Source organism: Streptomyces sp. JLBT605, from assembly GCF_058215555.1.
In genome coordinates, this window is record NZ_CM177087.1 from 7,169,769 (window position 1) to 7,190,303 (window position 20,535).

The 20,535-nt window shown below is 67.9% G+C and carries 19 protein-coding genes and 1 pseudogene; 8 read left to right on the forward strand and 12 right to left on the reverse strand.

The genetic code is table 11. The features are described 5' to 3' along the window. Positions 1-14 precede the first annotated feature (14 nt). The 4 genes from AC4BDD_RS31130 (at position 15) to AC4BDD_RS31145 (ending at position 5,965) form a co-directional block, all read left to right on the forward strand. Complete coding sequence (locus tag AC4BDD_RS31130; protein WP_490688820.1) at positions 15-1,904, forward strand: ABC transporter ATP-binding protein; 1,890 nt, start codon at positions 15-17, stop codon at positions 1,902-1,904. 136 nt (positions 1,905-2,040) lie between these two features. Next, the gene (locus tag AC4BDD_RS31135) at positions 2,041-2,490 is read left to right on the forward strand and encodes a 2-thiouracil desulfurase family protein (protein WP_490688821.1); all 450 of its coding nucleotides are present in this window, start codon (positions 2,041-2,043) and stop codon (positions 2,488-2,490) included. 927 nt (positions 2,491-3,417) lie between these two features. Continuing rightward, positions 3,418-4,755 (forward strand): AlbA family DNA-binding domain-containing protein, encoded by a 1,338-nt coding sequence (locus tag AC4BDD_RS31140; protein ID WP_490688822.1) that lies wholly within the window; start codon positions 3,418-3,420, stop codon positions 4,753-4,755. Positions 4,756-4,906: 151 nt separating this feature from the next. After that, positions 4,907-5,965, forward strand: coding sequence for a DUF4062 domain-containing protein (locus tag AC4BDD_RS31145; RefSeq protein ID WP_490691986.1), 1,059 nt, complete (start codon positions 4,907-4,909; stop codon positions 5,963-5,965). Positions 5,966-6,033: 68 nt separating this feature from the next. Here AC4BDD_RS31145 and AC4BDD_RS31150 read toward each other — a convergent pair whose 3' ends face one another. From AC4BDD_RS31150 to AC4BDD_RS31165, 4 genes are all read right to left on the reverse strand, one after another. Further along, positions 6,034-6,768, reverse strand: a complete 735-nt coding sequence (locus tag AC4BDD_RS31150; RefSeq protein ID WP_490688823.1) for a radical SAM protein — start codon at positions 6,766-6,768, stop codon at positions 6,034-6,036. 2,332 nt (positions 6,769-9,100) lie between these two features. Continuing rightward, the gene (locus AC4BDD_RS31155; RefSeq protein ID WP_490688824.1) at positions 9,101-9,436 is read right to left on the reverse strand and encodes a hypothetical protein; all 336 of its coding nucleotides are present in this window, start codon (positions 9,434-9,436) and stop codon (positions 9,101-9,103) included. A gap of 62 nt (positions 9,437-9,498) precedes the next feature. Then, positions 9,499-9,906, reverse strand: a complete 408-nt coding sequence (locus AC4BDD_RS31160) for a hypothetical protein (protein WP_490688825.1) — start codon at positions 9,904-9,906, stop codon at positions 9,499-9,501. Positions 9,907-10,026: 120 nt separating this feature from the next. Next, a complete protein-coding gene (locus AC4BDD_RS31165) occupies positions 10,027-10,233 on the reverse strand; it encodes a hypothetical protein (protein WP_490688826.1) in 207 nt (68 codons plus the stop codon). A gap of 478 nt (positions 10,234-10,711) precedes the next feature. Between AC4BDD_RS31165 and AC4BDD_RS31170 the strand changes: the two genes are divergently transcribed. Continuing rightward, positions 10,712-10,864, forward strand: coding sequence for a hypothetical protein (locus AC4BDD_RS31170; RefSeq protein WP_490688827.1), 153 nt, complete (start codon positions 10,712-10,714; stop codon positions 10,862-10,864). A gap of 484 nt (positions 10,865-11,348) precedes the next feature. After that, positions 11,349-12,164, forward strand: a complete 816-nt coding sequence (locus tag AC4BDD_RS31175; protein WP_490688828.1) for a hypothetical protein — start codon at positions 11,349-11,351, stop codon at positions 12,162-12,164. A gap of 1,262 nt (positions 12,165-13,426) precedes the next feature. On the opposite strand, the gene AC4BDD_RS31180 is transcribed toward AC4BDD_RS31175, so the two are convergent. Continuing rightward, complete coding sequence (locus AC4BDD_RS31180; RefSeq protein ID WP_490688829.1) at positions 13,427-14,056, reverse strand: hypothetical protein; 630 nt, start codon at positions 14,054-14,056, stop codon at positions 13,427-13,429. 302 nt (positions 14,057-14,358) lie between these two features. Here AC4BDD_RS31180 and AC4BDD_RS31185 point away from each other — a divergent pair, with 302 nt between their 5' ends. After that, positions 14,359-14,766: an ankyrin repeat domain-containing protein gene (locus AC4BDD_RS31185; protein ID WP_490688830.1), complete on the forward strand. Its 408-nt coding sequence runs from the start codon at positions 14,359-14,361 to the stop codon at positions 14,764-14,766. On the opposite strand, the gene AC4BDD_RS31190 is transcribed toward AC4BDD_RS31185, so the two are convergent. The 6 genes from AC4BDD_RS31190 to AC4BDD_RS31215 form a co-directional block, all read right to left on the reverse strand. Further along, positions 14,702-15,619, reverse strand: a complete 918-nt coding sequence (locus AC4BDD_RS31190; RefSeq protein WP_490688831.1) for an ExeA family protein — start codon at positions 15,617-15,619, stop codon at positions 14,702-14,704. The two genes, AC4BDD_RS31185 and AC4BDD_RS31190, sit on opposite strands and share 65 nt — an antisense overlap. Further along, positions 15,616-15,894, reverse strand: a complete 279-nt coding sequence (locus tag AC4BDD_RS31195) for a hypothetical protein (RefSeq protein ID WP_490688832.1) — start codon at positions 15,892-15,894, stop codon at positions 15,616-15,618. Before AC4BDD_RS31195 ends, AC4BDD_RS31190 begins: the two co-directional genes overlap by 4 nt. Then, positions 15,891-17,069: a DDE-type integrase/transposase/recombinase gene (locus AC4BDD_RS31200; protein ID WP_490688833.1), complete on the reverse strand. Its 1,179-nt coding sequence runs from the start codon at positions 17,067-17,069 to the stop codon at positions 15,891-15,893. The genes AC4BDD_RS31195 and AC4BDD_RS31200 overlap by 4 nt, the downstream gene beginning before the upstream one ends. A 2-nt stretch (positions 17,070-17,071) precedes the next feature. Continuing rightward, a complete protein-coding gene (locus AC4BDD_RS31205; RefSeq protein WP_490688834.1) occupies positions 17,072-17,194 on the reverse strand; it encodes a hypothetical protein in 123 nt (40 codons plus the stop codon). A 105-nt stretch (positions 17,195-17,299) separates the two neighbouring features. Continuing rightward, positions 17,300-17,884 carry a DUF6431 domain-containing protein gene (locus AC4BDD_RS31210; protein ID WP_490688835.1) on the reverse strand — a complete coding sequence of 195 codons (585 nt, stop codon included), beginning with the start codon at positions 17,882-17,884 and terminating at the stop codon, positions 17,300-17,302. Between the two features lie 585 nt (positions 17,885-18,469). Further along, positions 18,470-18,811 (reverse strand): ATP-binding cassette domain-containing protein, encoded by a 342-nt coding sequence (locus tag AC4BDD_RS31215; protein WP_490688836.1) that lies wholly within the window; start codon positions 18,809-18,811, stop codon positions 18,470-18,472. 456 nt (positions 18,812-19,267) lie between these two features. Here AC4BDD_RS31215 and AC4BDD_RS31220 point away from each other — a divergent pair, with 456 nt between their 5' ends. Further along, on the forward strand, positions 19,268-19,564 hold the full coding sequence (locus AC4BDD_RS31220) for a hypothetical protein (RefSeq protein WP_490688837.1): 297 nt from the start codon (positions 19,268-19,270) through the stop codon (positions 19,562-19,564). A gap of 283 nt (positions 19,565-19,847) precedes the next feature. On the opposite strand, the pseudogene AC4BDD_RS31225 reads toward AC4BDD_RS31220, so the two are convergent. After that, positions 19,848-20,501 (reverse strand): annotated as a pseudogene (locus AC4BDD_RS31225) (transposase family protein); the annotation flags it as partial. Between the last annotated feature and the right edge of the window lie 34 nt (positions 20,502-20,535).

Genomic DNA, 20,535 nt, shown 5'->3' on the forward strand with positions numbered 1-20,535 from the left:
GGACCCCCGCAAGGATGGGGCGGGTGACCGACTCCTCACCCGCCCCGAAATCCCCCTCCGCATCGCCGCAGCAGGTCGGCTACCGCCCCGATCCGCACGCCGAGGACATCGCCACCGCCACCTGGTGGCGGATGGCCGCCCGCCTCCCGCGCACCGTCGCCGCGGCCGTCCGGCTGGGCTGGGCCGCCGACCGTCCAGCGATGCTCTGGCTCGGCCTGTGCCAGCTCATCGTCGCCGCCTCCGCGGCCGTGGCCCTCGCTGCGCTGCCCGGAGCGATGAACCACCTGTTCGGCGGCGGAGATGTCGCCGAGCGCGTGAGGGGTGCGACCCCCGCGCTGGTCGTCGTCGCCGTGGCGACCGCGCTGCGGGCCGGGGCGGACGCCCTCGCCGTCTACGCCGCAACCCGCCTGGGCCCCGAGGTCGCCACCGAAGCCGATCTCCAGATCCTCACCACGGCCCCCCAGGTCGAGCTGGAGGCGTACGACCGTCCCGGCTTCACCGACCGCCTCCAGGCCGCTGGCAAGGGCGCCGAGGCGACCGAGGACCTGATCGGCGACACCCAGGCTCTCATCTCCGCGCTTGCTCAGCTCATCGCCGCAGCCTCGGTGCTGACGGCGCTGCACCCGATGCTGCTGCCCCTGCTCCTGCTGGCCGTGGTACCCAAGGGCGCCGCCGCGGTGAGCACCGCCCGCATCCAGCACCGCGCGGACTTCCAGAACATCTCCGACAACCACCTGCGCTACCTGCTGCGGTACTACTCCACCGACCGCCGCACCGCCGCCGAGGTCCGCGCCGCCATCATGGCCGGCTTCCTTCACACCTGGTACCGGGAGATCACCGATCGGATCAAGGCCACCCACCGCGCGGCCGCGCCGCGCGTCCTGCGGGTGACCCTGCTCGGCGCCGCCATCAGCGGGCTCATGCTCGCCGCCACGTGGGCCGCGCTGGGGTGGCTGGCCGCGACCGGCAGCATGGACCTCGCCGTCGCCGCGACCGCCGTGGTGGCAGTGCGGACATCGACCGGCGCCCTGACCTCCCTGGTGATGGCCGCCGCCCGCATGTTCCGCACCTCGCTGTACCTGGAGGACTGGCAGTCCTTCCTGCGCCGCGCGAAGGCCCTGCGCGCGCACCGCGGCACCAAGACGATCCCGGCCGGAGCACCGGCTGAGATCCGCGCGAACGACGTCACCTACACCTACCCCGGCGCCGAGACCCCGGCGGTCGACGGCGTCAGCCTCACCCTGCGCCAGGGCGAGCTCATCGCGCTGGTCGGGGAGAACGGCTCGGGCAAGACCACCCTCTCCCGCCTCCTGACGGGCCTGTACCTACCCACGTCGGGGACAGTGACCTGGGACGGCTTCGACCTCGCCGACACCGACCCGGCCAGCGTGTGGTCGAACGTCGGGCTGGTGCCGCAGGACTACACCCGCTGGCCCATGGACCTGCGCGCCAACATCCACCTCGGCCAGCCGCACGCGGACGACGACGCCCCGCTGCTTCAGGCCGCCCGCGCGGCCGGCGCCGACAGCGTCATCGCCAAAGCCCCGTACGGGCTCGACACCCTGGTCGCGAGCTCCAACTGGGGCGGCACCGACCTGTCCGGCGGCCAGTGGCAGCGGATCGCGGTCGCCCGCGCCTTCTACCGCGACGCCACCATGCTCATGCTGGACGAGCCGACCTCCGCGATGGATCCGCGCGCCGAACACCTGGTGATCGGCCGCTTCAAGCAACTCGCCGCCGGCAAAGCCGCAATCTTCGTGACCCACAACCTGGAGAACGCCCGCATCGCCGACCGCATCATCGTCCTCGACGCCGGGCGGATCGTGGAGTCCGGGACGTTCGACTCCCTGCTCGATGCGGCCGGATTGTTCGCCGAGCTGTACAAACTCGCCCAGGACCGCTGATGCCTCCCGATGAGCCCTGGCAGGGTCCGCGTTTCCGTGAGCGCTGTCGGCGGATCACGGGCGCTGTCCGAGCAAGCCCGGACGATCGTGAGCATTGGTATCGGTCCGTAGTGATCCCTGTGGTTAGCCTGGCGGCATGGAAGCAATCCTGGTCAGCGCGTGTCTGCGCGGGGTGCCATGCCGGTTCGACGGGCAGCACAAGGCGTCTTCGGAGATCGAGAAGGCAGTCACGGGTCGCGAAGTCGTCTCCTTCTGCCCAGAAGTGGCGGGCGGTCTGGCGACACCGAGGCGGCCCGCGGAGCTGGTGGGCGGCGACGGGCACGACGTGCTCGACGGGACGGCGCGGGTCGTTGAGGACACGGGACGCGACGTGACAGCGGAGTTCCTGGACGGAGCGCGGCGCGCACTCGCCGCGGCGCGGCACGGAGGCTGCACGGAGGCACTGCTGATGCCGCGCAGTCCGTCGTGCGGACGGGGTGTGGTCTACGACGGGTCCTTCGCCGCGAAGCTGGTGCCAGGAGACGGGGTGACGGCTGCGCTGCTTGAGCGGAATGGGATCGCCGTGCGGCCCGCACCCGGAGTGTGAAGCGATCCCGAGTCGGCCGACTACCCTCAACCGGTCACTGGCCGTTGATATGGATGCCTGAGAAATCAAGGATCCTCATCAACCCCAACCGCACCGCTACGCCCCTGCGGCGGCGACGAACCGTGCCCATGGCGGCGCGACGCCACACGCGGGCAGTTCCCCGCCCAAGCCTTCACCCATATTGCCCCCAGCCGGCTCGGCTCCTCAGTTCGCCACCCGCATGCTCGCCCGTTACAGCGTGAACGCCCGGCGCATGCTTGCCCCGGAGATCCACCCCGCCCCGAAGTCCACGAAGCACATCGGCCGTGCCCAGGTCGTCATCGGCGGCACCGCCCGCGAGACGCAGGTGCTGTTCTTCGCCGACGCCGAAGCCCGCGAGTGGGCCACCACCGGCCCGACCACGGCGACCGAGCACAAGCCCGTCCCGGCCCCACCGAGCCTCGTGCAGATGCAGAAGCCGCTCGCCCTCGCCGCCGACCCGGCCGACGCCACCACCGCGACGTCGCCAGCGACCCCGGCACTCGTCGACGACGACCAGACGGTGGGGCTGCGCGAGGCACACGAACACCACCTGCCGGGCATCGCCCTCGCCGCCCTGCGCTACGCCGCGCCAACGACCCGACCTTCCCGGGCTCGGTCGACAAGCGCGGCACCGAACTCCTCTACCGCGTTGGCGACCTCAAGCGCTGGGCACGCAACCGGCACCGCGCCGCCTCCGGCACCACGGGCCTGGACTGACCCGTCCCGGCCGCCGACTTCCGAGAACCGGCCCTGTCCGGTCCGGCCGACACGGTGTTCCCCTCGCCTTGAAGAACTCCGCGCGGGGAAGGCTGCCCTCGAATGCCCAAGGAGGCTCCTGGGCGTATGCTCCGGCCTTAGCGTTGGCATCCGATCGCGGATCACCACATGGGTGGTGATGATTACTGTATGGCAGCTCTCCGCTCACCTCGCCTGGAGCGCCTGCTGGGCGCCCGGGTCGCCGATGTCACCTACGAGCAGGTCTGCGCGCTGGTGGGAGCCAGGGCCGCTGAAGCGTATGACCTGGATTTCAAGTCTGAGCTGTACGGGCGCAGCGATAGCGACAAGAGGGACTTGTGCGGAGACGTCGCTGCGATGGCCAATACCGCGGGCGGCTTGATCATCCTCGGCATCGAAGAAGATGATCAGGCCCAAGCGTCCGGGTACCCGGGGGTAACCGTCAGCGACGACGAGGTGCGGCGGATTCTGTCGATCGTGGCCTCAGGGATATCACCACTCCCGGCCTTCGACGTGCGCCCCGTGACCGGACCGTCCGAGGGGACGGGCTTCATCCTGATCTCTGTCTCACGCAGTGCAGCTGGCCCCCACGCGGTCCTAGTCAATCAGGGGCTGAGATTCCCCCGGAGGAACGGAAGCATCACCACCTACCTGTCCGAGCCGGAGGTCGCAGCTGCCTACCGGAGCCGGTTTACCGGGCTGCAGGACCGCGCCACGCAGTTGGAGCTCTGCGAGGAGGAACTGCTGCAGAACCTGGAAACGGACACGCAGACGTTCGTGGTGGTCTCGCTGCTTCCCGACATCGACGGCTCATTGGCAGTCGACACCCAAGCACTACGCGTCTTCCGCGAGGAGATTCAGGACAAGACTCCCTTGATCGTCAACACGGGAGCTGCCTGGCTGCGGACGTCTGTGGGCCCTGATCGCTTGATCGCCGATGGCACCTCTTCTGGCGATAAGGCCAAGTGGCTGGGGTGTGAGCTTCACGCCCGCGGCGCTGGCTCCTTCGCCGCCACCCTCGCCTGTTGGGATACGGGCGGGAGCCCTGAACGCCCGTACACGTCCATAGACGACGAGCACCTGGTGAATGGGGTCGTGAGCGGGCTTCGGTTCCTTGCTCGCCACGCCCGCGACAGGGCAGCCACAAGTGGGAACGCCTCAGTGCGCGCCACCATCCGCCCTGTCAGTGACGAGCGGCCCGCCCGGCTCACCCATACACGCTGGCACGGCATGCCACAGGTCCAGGGCAAGCGCACCCTGCGGACACCGCCGATGGCCACAACAGTCATCGATATCGACGAGACGGCCGATGATGGCCCTCCGGTGTTGGCTGCGGCCTATCGCCTGACGAATGGGTTCTTCCAAGCCTTCGGCGCACCGGAAGTTCTGCAAATCACCGACCAGGGCGCACTCCGGCGCAGGTACTGGAGCGCTGATTGGCGGAACCCATTGCAGCGGTGGGCGGAGCAGGCAGAGGTCGTTTTCACCGACGAGACGCTGTCCGAGTAGGGCCGAAGAGGTGCGCGGTGTGACCGTCGCGAATGGGGCCCGGCAGGGCTGGCCTGGGAGAACTAGCCTGGAGTTGTGAAGGTCTTCGTGTCGTCGGTTCGCGGCGGTCTGGAAGCTGAGCGGGACCACCTGCGAAGCCTGCTTCCTGCGGCTGGCTACGCGGTCCTGGCGTTCGAGGACTTCGGCGCGCAAAACAGGCCGAGCCGGGGGGGCGTGCCTCCAGGGGGTGCGGGAAGCCGACGTCTACGTGCTGCTCCTGGGAGAGAAGTATGGCGACCCGCTGGACGACTCAGGGCGGTCCCCCACTGAGGAGGAGTTCACCGTTGCGCAGCAAGAGGACAAGCGTATCCTCGTGTTCCGGAAGGAGGGCGGGGAGCGGGAGCGTGCTCAGGAAAATTTCGAGGCCCGCGTCGGCGACTACAAGGTCGGTCTCTTCTGGGGAACGTTCACTGACGCGCTGGCCCTCGGGCCAGCAGTGCTCGCTGCCCTCAATGCGCTCCCAGCCCAGTCGCCGCCACTAACCTGGAGCCCGCTGCCTACTGCGCCCGGCATCCGCTGGAGTGCAGACCGTCCTCTCCCCGCCCGGCAGCAGCTCACTGCCCCCGTCCTCGAAGCTCACCTGCTACCGACCGGTCCCGCTACGACGCTGATGCCAGTAGGAGCGCTCCCTCAGCTAGCCGAAAAGCTCGCCACCCAGGGACGCCGTGACGGACTCTTCACGCAGAGAGACCCCCTCGTAATTGATCATGATAGTGAGTCTGCCTGGGCTGTCCGCCCGAGCGAGCTGTGGCGCGACAATGGCTTCACGAGCCGCACCCTGGACCTTTACGCCGGACTTGTGGTGGACCGCGACGGCGGCGCACTCGCGTTCCACGCCCTGCCCACCGATGCCTTCGGCGCTCTGGTGGATCAGGGGGAGATGCAACGACGGCTCACCATCCTCCTGCTGGCTCTGATCCCGTGGATCCGAGAGGACGCTGGCCGGGTTGCTCTGGCCGCCGCGATCAATCCAGTGGATCAGGTCTTTGAGGGAGATCCCCAGCAGGTTGGTCACCGCAGTCAGGGCTCTCTGCGTATGGCCACGGGCCAGGCCGTACGGGCTGATCCGCACGATTGTGTGGCTCTACCGAGTCTCGCCGCTGCCACGGCAGAAGGCGCCGATGAACTCGCGGCCCGACTGATCCAGGCCCTGCGCACCGCTAGGAGGTGAAGGCTGGGGGCCGTACTACACACCTCCTGACGGGATGCGGTAGCGCTCCGGGGCCGCCCGGCACGGCGTCATGCCGCCCCCAGTCGAGTCCGATGTGCTCTGTAGCGGGCTGGCGGACGGGAACCGCCCGATCTCGCACACCGACACCTCCCCGTTCGGAAGGATCGCGGCCCTCTGGTCCCCGCACCGCCCGCACAGCGCCGATGTGGAGGGCAGCGCGGTGCCCGGGCGTTGCCGACGGCTCGCACCTCGCTGACGTGCACTTCGCAGACGCCGAGGGCCTGCATCTCGGCCCGGGCCCGCTCAGCGCGCTCGTGGTCGCCTCCGTCGAGGACGGCGACCTTCAGCCGGATGCCGCGCCTGACGGCCTCGACGATGCTGTCCCGCGTCGCCTTGTGCGAGCCGTCCCGGCCGGTGACAGCGTCGTGCTCGGCCGCGACGGTGCTGTGGTAGGTCGTCGCCAGCCGCACGTTGGGGTGCTCGAACAGCCGCCAGTGCTCGTCGCGGACCCGCAGCAGGTTGCTGTAGACCCGGACGTGCAGGCCGGCGTCGACTGCCCGCTGCAGCATCCGGGCGAAGGCCGGGTGCAGGGTGGGCTCGCCGCCGATCAGCTGGATCTCCTCGGTGCCGAGGCTGGCGGCTTCGTCGATGGTCCGGTTCCAGTCGTCCTCGGTCATGCTGCCGTGGTCCCGGGTCGGCCCGGACGTGGCGTAGCAGAGGGCCGGACAGGTGAGCTGGCAGCGGCCGGTGATCTCCAGCGACAGGAACCGCAGCGTGGTGGGGGCCTCCGGAGCGATCGTCATGACGCGATCGTAGGCCGCTGGCCGTCAACCCGTCTGCTGTCGTGGCTACTTGGTGCACGGTGGTGTAGCCGGACATGTAGGCGGCCCTGTCCCGTCGCGGCCCCGATTCACTGCGGACGGAACTGCTGGTTTCCCTGACCGGGGCCGAGCGCTGCCCGGACTGGGCAAGCTGCGGGCGGACGTCGGACCTCGCCTCATGGCTGCTCCGGCGGCCTGCTGATCAGCGCCGAGCCCTTCCCCTCGCCAGGTGGATCCTGCAGTCTCGCTGCTGCGCCCGTCGGCGGCCGGGCCGCGGTCCGTCTGCCCGCCCCCCGTGCCGGCTGGTAGCTGCCGGTGGTGGCCCGGCATTGGTTGGTGGAACTGCCGCGGTCAGGTGGTCGCTGATTTCTGGGCGAGGACGAGTTCCTTCAGGCATTTCTCGAGACCGTCCTTGGCGAGTCCATCGTCGGTCAGCTGATAGCGGTGGGGCTCGTATCGCGGGGGCGTGCTGGGGTCGATGGTGCCGAAGTCGATAGGGCCGACGATGCTGCCCAGACCGCCGGGTGCTGGGTTGTGCGGGGCGGATGAGGCCCAGCTTCCGCAGCATGGCGCAGCCGTCCTCGTAGGCGTCGCGCTTGAGGTGGAAGGACCGCTCGCGTGGTTGCCCGTGCAGGAAGACACCAGATTCCTGGTGCTTTTCCGGGAAGTGCCGGCTCAAGAAGCGCAGCGTGAGCCAGGTGGCAGTCTCCGAGGGGTAGAGCACCTGCACCCAACCGTGAAGGAAGAAGTCGCGGGGAATGCCGAAAGCCCACTCGGACTGCTGGGGCACCGAGTAGCGGTGAGGGGTGGGGAGCTCGCCTCGCCTGCCTCGTGCATCGGCCTGAAGCTGCCGTAGTCCCTATCTCCTCGCTCGTTCTTGCGCGGCGCCTCGACCAGGCCCTGCTGCTCCAGTGTCCACAGCGCGCCCTTCACCTGCCGGATGCGGCTGGATTCCAGGTCACGAAGCTGTCTGGTCCTCCGCTGGTAGGTCCCCGTCTCGGTGCTGTACGCGGCGTCGATCGCGATGAGGTCCGCCCACCCCACCTCCACGCCAGCGCCGTCGATCGGCAGAGCATGCGTCCACGGCGCGCCCGCAGCGAGGCGGTAGTGGGCCTCGAACGCGACGAGCAGGTAGAAGCGCAGCGCGATGCCTCGCGGATTGAGCAACTTCGACATGGGGGTCGGAGGCGTCGCTTCAGCTCCGCCAGCGGTGCTGAGGAGGAAGCCGGGACGGATCCGGATGAGGTTAGGCCGCTGCTCTCCACCCTCCCAGATCCGTCTGAGGGCCCCGTTGACGCGCCCATACTGGCCGTCCCTCTTCAGCTCGCCGAGACGGCGTGCCCGGCGCTTCTCACCCTCGAAGTCCCTGGACAAGATCGGCCAATCAAAAATCGCGGGAATGGCCGCAACGTTTTAATCCGCATATGAGGGTCTCAGCGATTTCGCGGTCTCCTGTGCGGATCAAAACGCCGCACGCTCACCGCCCATGGTACCGAAATCTCCGCAAAGCTTTCCCTCGCGGCCCGTCGGTTCTGCCTTTAAAAGAACCCACCCCACGTCTAGGCAAGGAGCTAAACAGTGGATACGAAACGTAACGATGATGGCGAGAGCAAGGCTTCTGATCGACTCCCCGTGCGCTGGGCAGTAATCCTCACCCCGGCGCTCATGGCGGGTGCGGTCGCCCTCTTCCTCGGAGGCCCGCTCGCTGCCATCGCAACAGCCATGCTGATAGCCGCCTCACTGGACAAGATGATCGAGTGGCTGCGCCGAAGCATTGGCAGCCAACATCCGCCGCGCCCCAGGATTCCCTGCACTGGCCGCCCTGCCGGTATGCCGTCAGCAGTGCCGTCGTTTCTGAGGGCCGATGGCGTGCGCGGGTGTCATGCTGCGCGCCCTCGGGGTCTAGCAGTGCGACTCCACAGCCCGGATGTCGACGCCTTCCGGCGAGGGTGCCGCGGTTCGACAGCACAACGCGGTGGGCCGTGGGGACCGGACCCTCGACCTACCGTCGGCGCTCCGCGCGGCGGGAGCTTCCTGGGCTCCTCATTCCCGCCGCAGCCGCTCGACACAGGGCTGGGATATATGTCCTGGCCGGGACTTCGGCTGCCCGGCCGCGAGCCTGTCCGCGCCGCCCCGTCCGCCGTTCGTCGTCTGGCCGCCGCCGAGCCCGCTGCCTGGGCTCCCAGCCGCCGCCGCGTTCGACCGGCGCCGCTGTCCGCAGGGCTTCTGGCTGCGGCGCGGCCCCCGGGTCGCGCGGGTGTCCGCCCGCTCGGCGGGGACTTCGCGTGCCGTCGTTCCGGCCGCCGGATCCTGTTCAGCGCTCGCTGGTGGAGGCGAGAGCGACCCTCAAGGCGTTGACGAGCTGTCCATCGGCCAGGCGTACGTCGATGCCGTCCAGCTCGTCGTGGTGCACCACCTCCACCTTCCCCCTCGTGCCAGCCGGGAGGTCAGGAGCGTCGACCACGGTGGCCACGGTGTCGCCGGCATGCAGGAGTTCGGTGGCTTTGCAGCGGTGGCGCTGGTCGCCGCACCCGATGGGCGGGTAGTCATGTTCGGGATGGGTGGTCTCCCCACCCGGCCGGCAGCAGTCAGTCAGCTCAGGCAGGTGCTGCCTCATCCCGCTGACGGGCGGCATGTAGATGGTGTTCACGGATATCCTCCAGCGCGGCCTTCAGCGATCGTAGCGAGTTCGGCACTTCGTGCCCTTGGCCGTCAGCCTGTTGCCAGGTCGTAGGCTCCGTCGCTGAACGTGAAGATCGAAGGCTTGCTGTCGTCCTCCTCGCGCATGTATCCGCCGTATCCGGAGTCTTCGACGTGGGGGGCCAGCAGATCCAGGATCGTGACGAGCTCACCGATGCCGTCGTCCAGCCAGAGGTTTCGGGTGAACAGTCCCCAGGCATTCCAGTTTCCGCGGGATTGGTGCTGCAGGGATGCGAAGTCCCCACCCGGCAGATAGCTGTATGGGCTCGGGACGAGTAGCGGATGCGGGTGCTCATCCGCATCGAGGTGCGGCGGACGTTCTGGCTGTGCGCCGATGTGCCACCGCAGTGCGGATAGGACCGGCTCGGGTGTCTCATCTCGGAGAAAACAGGCGAAGACCACTTCGTAGTGCAGGCTCACACACGCATTGTCCGACCGCGCTCTGACAACCTGTGCCGCGCGGACGGCCATGGACGCGACCGTGACCCCCTCGGCGTGCCTCCCGGCTTGACAAGGACGATGGGGAATCAATCACCACAGTCATGCTCGTGAGATGGCGAGCATGTGTGAGGAGGCGGCGAGTAGTTCGGGGTAGGGCTCGGCGATGCGGGCGGCCTGGAGTGTGGCCGTGAAGAGTGGGTCGTTGGTGTCGATGGGCTCGCCGCGTTGTTCGGCTGCTTTGAGTGCGCTCCATGCCGGGCCTTCGATCCCGTACACCCTGGTGCCGGTGAGCCCGGCGGCGGTCATTTCCTCGGCGAGCTGCTCGGCGGTGTGGAAGTACGCGTCGGTGAACCCCTTCCTCCCAGGTTCGTGGATGCCGGTGGCGAGGATGTCGGCGACGGCGTCGCGGACGCTGGCCTTGGTGCCGAGCCAGGTGGTGGCGGTGTGCTAACCAGGGCAGCCATGCGATTCTCTCCTGCCGCTCACACGGGCGATCCGCCCCAGATTACGTGTCGAATGCGGCATTGCCCGGAATGTGGATGCTGCTGTCCGCAACGGCCTTCCACCCAGGACGAATCTTGCCGCCCTCGCGTGTTATGCCTCACTGACCGCCCGGCCCGCCATATCCGACGGCGGATCTGTGGGAGGCGGGCCGGTGGTGCGGGCCGCGCTCGCTGAGACAGTCGCGACCCGGATCGACGGCCGGGCGGTGAGCGCGGACTTGACCGGGCTGGACTCCACGCCCCCGGTCTGCCTTGTGGCCTAGCGGGGCCCGGCGACCGCGGTGACGTCTGCCGACGAGTGCCTGCGTGACGACGATCTGGCGTTCGCGGCCCGCACCGCGGCCTCGGTGCCCAACCTTGATCACCTTATGGTGCCCGGCGCCACGGGTGCCGTGTACTACGCGGGTCTGGAGGCTCTTGCCACCTTCCGGTGATGGATGGCCCCAGCGTTTACGCGGGCTGCCGCCCCCAGCGGGCCGTCCTGGACACGACCACCGCGCAGACTCCGGTGCCGGGGGTGCACTTCACCGGGGCGGCTTGCGACGCCGTGTTGTCCGCGCCCTCGGCATACCTGGTGGATCTGCTGCGCGAGCGCCGGCACTGTAGGGCGCTCAGGCATGCGTTCGTGCACGCGCGGCTGCGGCGCACCTCTGCCTTCGCCGCCCTCGGCCGCGCGCGGCCAGCTGTCCGCACCTACCTGACCGCAGTGGGTCAGGCCGGGCAGGCATAGAGGAGGACATCCTGCAGTCGTGGTCAGCGTGCACCGGCGGCCGGGCGGCGTCCTCGCTCGGCGAACGGGTGACCGGTCGGCCACGATGAGCCGGACGTTTTTTCCGCGCGCGCCCTGGTAACCGTGCCCGTGCCCCGAGGGCGGGGCTGTCGGCATGCTGCCGGATGGGAGCCCTCTAGAGTGATCAGATGTCTCTGCCTGCCGACCAGCTCGCCTTCGACCTGCTTGACGCCCACCTGGAGGCCGTGTGTCGCGGCGCAACGGACCTCCCGCTCCCGGAGGTTCCCGCCGGCCTCGCCGCGGACGGGGCGGGTGAGCTCGTCGCGTGGACCCTCGACCGGCTCCGGAGTATCCCCCGCGAGCCGCAGAACGCCTTCCCTCGCCAAGTCGGCACGCTGCTGATGGAGTTCCGCAGCCGTATCTGCCCCTGGAACGCGGCACTACTGCGGCTGCTCGACGATACCTACACCTTCGCGGCCACCGGCCCTCGCCGGCACGAGGACTGGGCACACGATGTCCTGGCCGTGATGCACCGGTCCGCCCGTGACCCCCGCGGCTGGCTCCGAGTGGACTCGGACCGCACCAACGCCGCCCGCGACACCGTGCCCACCTACCCTTTCGCACCACCTGCCGCATCCCGGTTCCCCGACCACCTCTACCCCCTGGAGCCGGAGGCGGCTGCCGCCGCGCTCGCCATCATGAGCGAGGAGTGGGAGGCGGAGTACGCTCCCGTCCGCTCCCGCCCGAACCGGGACGCCGTTCTGGCAGACGCCCGAACGGTTCTCGACCGGTACGGACCCGAGGCGAGCTTCTGGACCAACGCGACGGCCGCCGCTTTTGACCCGGCCCCGGACTTCGTCACGAAGGGCCTTGGAGGCACCCGCTCCCATTTCTTCCTTGTCTCCGAGTGCCTCAACGGCGGCCCTCTCCTGCTGCACGACCTGGGCCTGATCGCGGTCACCGACGACGAGGTGGGCGTCTTCTGGTCCTTCGGCGCGATCTGACCGGACCAGGTGGCTGTCGTACAGACCCGCCCCACTCGCGTTTGGTCCGCAGGGCCGTGGCGTCGTCGGCCCACTCGCCGGTGACCGCACGGGCTCCCCCGCCGAACCGAAGGCCGGGCGAATACTTGGTCACCGGGCGGGCTCCACCTGCTCCACTGAGCGGGGGCGGGAAGTTCGCCGTCCTGGAGGCTCGTGAAGTCGGCGTGGGCTTGCTCGACGGCTCGGGGTATGCCTTGCGCTTGGCGTGCTCGGCAAGCACCGCTACACGACTCCCCGGTCGCCGGCTCCTCACGCGCGGGCGGCGATCCGCTCGCGCCTCCGGTCCTGGCGGACTGGCTGAGGGTTTACCTCTGCTCCTTTGCCCAGATCACGGACGGGGATCGGCACCAGGCGTATTGTCCGTCGGGCTCGATCGTCAGACCGAATTCGTAGAGGTCGGGGGAATCCTCAGCGAGCCACCGGCCCCACGTGCGCTGCAGCTCATCGGCCAGGCGCCGAGGCCCACCTTGCCCGAACACCTGAACAGCCGCCTGGGACCAAGAACCGCCATCCCGCACCCCGATACTCCGTGGGGCGACGTGCAGGGTGAACGGGAGGAATGACCAGCGGGTCAGGCTGCTTTGAGGCGGGCGACGTGCCGGGCGCGTTCTTCGAGGTCGCGGACCACTGGGTACGTGTTTCTGAACCTGGCTCTGTCCGAACGGTCAGGGACCGAGACCGGAGGAGCATCAACCTCAATGCGGCGATGTCTCTTGGTGTGGCTATCCCCACCGCCAAGGGGTGGCTCACCGGATGGGCAATGACATCGGTGCGCGGCGATCGTGTGTCCCAGAAGACGACTTGGGTCAAAGGGGTAACAGTGAATCGTCCAATAGAGCAGGCGCTCGCGCGCCGCACGTTGCAGGGGCCTTGAATGAGGCGTGTTATGTTCGGTCCGGCGCCAACTCGACCCAATGCGACTACGTGAGCATTGTAGGGAAGGTCTCTGGAGAATCGTTGCGGAATATCTGATTCAAGCGACGTTTGGACCAAGACCATGCTCTGCCCGGATGCGCCTGTGAACTCGCTCTCGCCGGACCGGACAGACAGGAGGCTGGAAATAATCTGCGCCTGTCCTATGACACCGATGGCCACGACCAAGGCTGCAATCAGTCGCACAACTGCTGCCGGCCGATCGGTCAAGGTGCGGAGTGCGATGATCCGGGCTGGTTCTCCACGGTGGGGTGTGGACGACTCAAGGCGTTTGCCGAGCATGCGTATGGTCAGCTGAGGACCCATGGAAGAGTGATCCACACGCCCGCCACTGCGAAGAGGTAGGCAGCTGCAGATCTCCTGGAGCCGCCCAAGAGAGAGCCGGAGAACAATGCCATGACGACGAAGATCGGGAAGGCGCCCAGGGCAAGAAGGCGCAGTGGTCCGACCGCAGCAGTCGTGGGCCGGTTGGACTTCGCCTGGCGGGCTGGTGACGGGCGAAGTATGAGAACCAGGGAGAGTGCGGAAGCTGCGGCGGCGATCACGGAAATGAGTATGAGGACAACGCCAGCCCGCATGTCAGCGGCAGCCAAGGTGTAGTTGATCCACGGGAGTCGGATATCCCAAGCGAGCGTTGGTGCGATCAACGCCGCGGCAGACAGCGTTCCCAAGGTGATGGGGAGCAGAGCTCCACCGAGATCCATACACAGACGCGGAAGGCGACTGGCACCCAGCGTGTTCAGCAAGGCGTCCCGGCGATCCCGTCCTGTGGCTCCGGCCCGGGCTGCGGCAGCCATCAGGCACAAGCCCGGTACTGCCAGGAACACGGCGAGCAGGGCCCGCAACCCCGACCTGGGGCCTAGGATCCTCAGATCGCCGAAGGCGGTCCAATCCCCGCCGTACCCGGTGATCTTCTCCATGCGAGCGGTTGGCAGCATGGACGTTGTCGGTCTGACATAGGCCAGCCGTTCCCCCGGGGTGTTGAGCGACGCTGAAGGTGTGCACCGAGGCGACGTTGGGGTTGTCGACAGGACGAGGTGAAACAGCCCCGGCGGCCGTCAGGCCGCCGGGGGCGTCGTGAACACGGTGTCGGCTTCATGCACGGGTGTCGTGGGCGTCTCGGTGATTGCGTGGCGGCTGGAGAATCCTGTCGGGGAGGGCACCTCTCCTGGAATGCGCCGCTCGATGAGGTACTGGCGTGTTCTCGGGGATCATGTTGGTCATGAGCGAGCGTGAAGACAGTGGGCTGGACCGGCTGGGCCGGTCAGCGTTGCACTATGCCGCGGCGTCAGGTGATCTGGCTGGTGTGCGGGCTGCGATCGACGCCGGGGCGGACGTATGTGCTGGTGACTCGGCTGGGTGGACCCCACTGCACTTCGCTGCGCAGGCTCAGAGGGCTGACATTGCCATCGAGCTGCTGGCCGGCCACGCCGTTGTGGATGCCGTGGACGTGCAGGGAAACACGCCGCTGTGGCGGGCGGTGTTCAACTACCGGGGTGATCCGGCCGTGCTCGGTGTGCTGCGAGAAGCAGGCTCCGACCCAGATCGGGCGAACGCGCATGGAGTCAGTCCGCGACAGCTGGCGGGGCGGATCGCGAACTACGACGTCGCCAGGCATGTGAACTGGTAGGCAGGGCCGCCTGGTGCGACCCTGCCCGGCCTTGGCCGTCACTCGGTGGCGTGTGTCTCGGTGATGGCGAGGCGGTGGAGGACTCGTCGACGATGCTTTTCTCGTCGGCGAACGCGGCGATGAGGGACTGCAGGGCGATGTTGTTGACCGAGCGGGGCAGGCCGCGGCTGGTGAGGTGGATCAGGTCGACGGCGTCGTCGGAGAACAGCGGGTCCGACCGTCCGGCGATCGTCAGGTGGTGCTTGATGTAGCTGGCGGTCTCGTCCTTGTTCATGGTCGGCATCTGGTAGCTGATCGAGATCCGCTGGTCCAGGGCTGCCAGGACGCCGTGCTTCATCCGTTTCCGCAGGGTGGGCTGGCCGATCAGCAGCACCGCGAACGGCGTCGTGGAGTCCATGTCGTAGTTGGTGAGCATGCGGATCGCGTCCAGCTCGTGGTGGTCCAACAGGTGCGACTCGTCGATGACGACGGCGGGGGTGCGTCCGCGCTCGTCGACCTCGGCGGCCAGTGCGGCGGACGCCTGAGCTGCGAGGGCGGCGGACTGGTATTTCGGGGTGCCGCCCAGGCTGGTGACGATGCGGTCATAGAGGCCGCGCATGCCGACCTCGGGGTTGGGCTGGTAGATCACGGTGAAGCGGGCCGGGTCCAGCGAGGCGACGGCGCCCTTGAGGGCGACGGTCTTGCCCGCGCCGACCTCGCCGGTGACCACGCCGATCGCCTTGTTGTTGATGCACCACGCGATGCGGGCCGCGGCCTCGCGGTGGGAGTTGTGCTGGTGGAGCATGGACGGGGCCAGGTCCCGGCCGAAGGGGACGCGGGTGAATCCGTAGTAGCCCTGGACACGGTCGATCATGGAATCCTCCTCGGGCAGGGGCAGAACTGGGCCTGGACGGCGGCCAGTTCGGTTTGTTCGTCGGCCTCGGCCCGCTGCCCGAGCCGGACGGCGAGGCGGACCGCCCGCAACGCGGTGCGGACGGCGGGGGTGTCGAGCGTGCCGGCGTCCTGTTCGGCCCGGTGGCAGCAGAGGCCCGCCAGGTGAAGGGCCCGGTCGGCCAGCTCGCGGGACGTGAGCATGAACAGGTCGGGTTCGGGGTCGAAGTACAACTCCTCGGCCCGGGTCGGCTTCACTGCTGGCCCCGTGAATCGTCCATCAGGGACGAGGAGTTGATGCCCCTGGCGGTGTTCGCGGTGTGCGCCTCGTCGAGGATCTTGAGGTAGTCGATCCCGGTCGGCGCGGCCGGCTCGGCCGGGGTCTCCGGGCTCGCCTTGGGGTGGGAATGACGGCCGACGTGGTGCGGGAGGGCCTTGCCCACCGTCTTGCCGGAGGCCCGCACCTCGATGTCGGTCAGGTTGAACGGGTCGAAGACCAACTCGATCCTCATCCCGGCCAGCGACGGGTCGACCTCGTAGGAGTTGCCGTGCAGCGACACCGTCGCGGTCTTGGTCACGGTGCGCAGCTCCGACCACAAGAACGCCTCCCGCAGGTCCGCCGTGGAGGGCAGCGGCAGCGGTTTGGGAATCGAACTCAGCCAGCGTTCGATCGGCGGCTGCCCGGTCTCCGAATGCACGGTGCGGTGATAGACCGTCTCCACCCAGGCGGTGAACAGCCTGTTCAGCTCGGTGAGATGCTCGATCTGGCCGACCCGCTCGTCGTCGAGCTCGACGAGGAACTGATCCCTCACCGTGCGGAAGAACCGTTCGATTTTCCCGCGTCCCTGCGGCCGTCCCGGCTTGGAGTGGGTGAGCCGGATTGCCAGCGACGCGCAGGCCCTGAGCAGCCACGTGTCGACGAAGGCACTCCCGTTGTCGACGTAGATCGATTCAGGGACGCCGCGGGCCGACAGCGCCGGCCGCAGAGCGGCGGCGAGACGGACGGTGTCCTCGGCGAACCCGAACCGATGCCCCACGATCGCCCGGGAGTGGTCGTCAATGAACGCGAACAAGTACGTCTTGCGGCCGCCGATCTTCGGGCCGTGCAGGGCGTCCCCGGTCCACAACTCGTTGCCGCGGGTGGCCTCGAACCGACCGAACACGCTTCGATCGCCCCCGCCGGTGCCGGTCAGCCCGGCGTTCACGAAGTGCCGCTGGAGCGTGCGCTCGGTCGGCGACCAGCCCTGCGTCGTGCGCAGGATCCGCTGGATCTGCGCAGCCGTGCGGCCGGGGTTCTCCCGCTTCAGTGCGGCCGCCAGCTCCAGCACCTCCGGCGGCGTCCTGGGGACCGCCTTGCGCGGCTCGGGAACCAGGGCGGCGAACCCGCCGCTGCGGTAATGCCGCGTCCAGCGGTCGATCGTACCCCTGGACACCTTCACCTGCCGGCCGAAGGGATCAGTGTGTTGTCCAGCAGGTCCTGGATCAGGGAATAGCGGAACAGACCGACCTGCCGGGCCTTCTCCGCCCGGCGGCGGTCCTCGTCCTCACTCGATGCCATGCGCGGACTCTCCTCGCATCTCGATCAGCGTCCGCCCCGGTCGCGGACGGACACGATCAAGACTTCCGGCGCCTCCGATCGCCGCCCAGGGGCGGCCCGTGTTGATCAACTAGCAGGAAGAGAGCAGGTCAGAACACGTCCTGTTATCGCGCGGCCGGCGAACTCCCACCGCGACACCGTGTGCATCTGAGCCCACTTCGTCGCGGCCGCCCGATGGGCAGCCGCGACCGCCGAGACGGCGTCCGCCAGCGCAGTCCCGGACGGATCGGGCATCACAGGGTCGTCGGCGAGCGCGACCAGGGCGACGGTGAAGTACCGGCGAACGTCCTCGGCCCGGCTCTTGAAACGGCGGATCCAGCCGCGGACCGTGCCCTCGGCCAGGCCCAGATGGGCGGCGACCTGGCGGTGCCCCATCCCCAGGGCCGCTATCTCCAGCCCGGCCCCGATCACCTCCGCCGCATCCGCCCGACGCGGCCAGATCGCCTCCGGCAACAGCACATGCGTGACCTGGCAGCCCGAACACCTGGACCGGCGAGGACGTACGAAGAAACGAGCCCCGAGATCACCGCGTACTTCCCGCGGCCGACCGTGCCCCCACGGCGCAAGGACCGCCCGGCACAACGGACAGGCCAGCTCACCCGCCCGCAGCTGGCGTTCCACGCGCACGACATCGGTGTCGACGATGAGCACTCCGTACCTCCACCTCGTGCACACCGTGTCGTCGTGCACGAAGCAAGATCAGACTGCCCACCAAGATCGACACTCATGTCCACCGCGAGTGTCGCCAACCCCCGCCTTCGTACTCATACAGAGAGTCGTCCAACACCGGGGACGCCAGCCCATCAGCGCCGATAGTGCCGATCGCGCGGCCGTATCGGCGGGTGAAGTCCTCATTCTTGGGTGCCTCGGTCAATGCGGGAGAAAGGAGAACCTCTCCCGGTCCGGGCCAACGGTCGATGCCTGGGGGCAGCGGCGCGTCGGCCGCCAAGGGCGAGATCACGATCACTGTGAACTGGCGCCCTTTGTACGAGTCCCAGTAGCGGCTCCACAGTGCCTTCGCCGCCTGGCTGGGTTGTGCGATCTGCGGGATCCGGGCGGCACCACGTTCTTCACGCCTATCCCATGTCACCTCCGTGATCGCGAAAGAACAAAAGAAGAGCGCTAGGACCATTGACGCAAGAGCGAGGGCGCAAAAGCGGGTGCGGCCGCCTTCGGCGCCAGTACTCGCGGTGCGCCCCAGGCGGAGCAATTGCCGGAGAAGACTGGGCCTGATATTCACCCTGCCGCCTCCACCATGGAGCCGTTGACGAGGTTAAACACTCGGTCAGCACGGTTGGCCACCACGGGATCGTGGGTGACCACCAACAAGGCGCAGTCGCGCTGCTTGGGAATGGCGAACAAGAGGCTCGCGACATGGTCGCGAGTTTCACTGTCGAGCGCACCGGTCGGTTCATCTGCTAGCAGGATCCGAGGGTTGCCGACCAACGCCCTGGCCACAGCTGTGCGTTGCCGCTCACCGCCGGACAGCTGCCCTGTGGACGCTCCGCGGTCCGGCACCCCGAGCTCTTCCAGCAGATTCCGGCTTCGCGCGTACGCCTGACGGCGGGAGACCCTCAAGGGCGTTTTTGGTAAAGCTCCCGCGTCGCCGCGTGATTACGCGGCCCGCTACCCCATCGGCCATCATGGGAAGCACAGCGATACGAGCTTTCACTCGAAGGACGCGGATGATCAGCTTCGTAATAAAACGGGGCGTGATATCAACGTAGTGATCCCCGAAGGGCTCAAGGCGCGCAACGCTCCCGCTGTGATCATGGGCCGCGATTACACGGGTCATGCCCTGGACAGGATGCAGGGACGAGGTTTCATGCCGACTGTCGTTGAGGACGTGATCAGGCACGGCGAGCAGGTTCCGGGTAAGGTTCCGGGAACGACTGCGCACTACAATCACATAGAGCAGATCACCGTGATAACTGACACCGCGACAGGCCGAGTCGTCACCGTCTCTGGAGGGATCATCAAGCAATGACCGATCAAAGTTGGTGGTCTCAGCAGAGGCGTATGACCGTGAAAACCATGGCGGATTACAAGGGAGATGTAGTATCGCTGGGCAGGCTGGCAAACGATATGCTTGCCATCTCTGACTCACTCATGAATGCAAGGGATGAGGTGGCGGCGGACGGTAACGCTGTTAATCCCGTGATGTCAGACGAGTGGTTTACTGCATTCGAGAGTGCCGCCGGGGAAATTGAGGTAATCTTCGCCGTCGCACTTGACAGGGACTGGACGGAAATCCCCGCTCCGCAGGCGAGTCAGGTTGACGAAGCGCTCGCCAGGGTAGCAGCCCTTGTAGCCGAGCTTCCTGAGGAGTGACCCTCACGGCAAAATCGCTCAGAGAATCATCCTGGTCGCCCAGTTCGAGGAAGTCTTTGCCCTCTGCCACGACGCGGACGAGCGGGTCGGGTTGCATTGGCCTGCTGCTCGGTGCACGCAGCGCTGGCAGCTGCCTGCGTGTCGTCGTCGCGATCAGGGTTGACTTCTGTGGACGCTGCGCCGAGCGCCGCGGTCTCGCCAAGGGGCTGCGACCCGCAGGCACTGCTCGTGCCCCTTGGGCGGATGCGCGTCAGTCCTCGCCCACATGGATCAGAATTGCGAACTGTTCTTTCTTGCGGTCGGGCCGCACCAGGTGAGCCTTCAGCCGGTCGGCGACGAAGGTCTCGAATTCCTTGCCCGCGAAACCTTTGTCGGCGAGGATCACCTGCCCGGCTCGGACGAGGTGGTGGTCGCGTTCCAGCAGCACGGCCATCACCTCCCGCTCGCCGAGCTTGGGGTTGGCAAGACACCAGGACACCGGCATGCCTTCGGCGGTGGTGACCAGGTAGAGCCGGAGTCCCCAGAAGAAGCGGGAGTGGCTGCGGCGGTAGCCGTATCCGCAGTGGCCGGCCAGATCGGAGCGTTTGACGGTCTCGCGGGAGGCCGCGCACGGCAGTGGGGTGGAGTCGATCAGCCCCAGATTGTCGTTCCAGGTCGGCACCTGTCTCACGTGGCTGATCAGCGGTCCAGCAGCGTTGAGACGCTTGTTGTAGGCGGACCGCTGGGGCAGGTAGCGGAAGAGGTGCCCGAGCCGGTCATGGGCGAAGCGGATCCGGTGCCGTGTGGAGGGGAAGCCGAGCAGGACCTGGGCGACCGCCAGGCACAGCAGTTCGGCGTCGGTCAGTTTCGGAGGTCGCCCGATCCGGCGACAAGGGGTCACATGGTCGTCGATGAACACGTACAGTGCCGCCAGAAGGGCGTCCAGGCTGGTCTTCACACACGAGCCAACGGACGCCCTTCGCCATGGTCGC